This window comes from Micrococcus sp. EWR3.9.1, assembly GCF_052615555.1.
The window spans coordinates 1-264 of record NZ_JBQXFD010000063.1; the positions used below are offsets into that span (position 1 = coordinate 1).

Genomic DNA, 264 nt, shown 5'->3' on the forward strand with positions numbered 1-264 from the left:
TGCCGAGCGGCTGAACCGGGAGATCCGGCGCCGCACGGACTCGGTGGGGATCTTCCCGAACCGGGATGCCGTGGTGCGTCTGGTCGGGGCTGTGTTGGCCGAGCAGACCGATGAGTGGGCCGAAGGCCGCCGGTATCTCGGCCTGGAACTGCTCGCCCGGTGCCGTGAGCCCCTGACCACGGAGCAAGAGACCGTGATGAGCACGGAGGTGATGCCGACCCTGCAGACCTGACAGGTACAAGCCCCCTACAACCTCGAAGACGG

General features: G+C 67.4%; 1 protein-coding gene. It reads left to right on the top strand.

Annotated elements, in window-relative coordinates; genetic code table 11:
• Positions 1-232, top strand: a 232-nt coding sequence (locus ACUJ8O_RS11585; protein WP_391516826.1) for a transposase, incomplete at its 5' end; no start/stop codon positions are given.
• Positions 233-264: the final 32 nt, after the last annotated feature.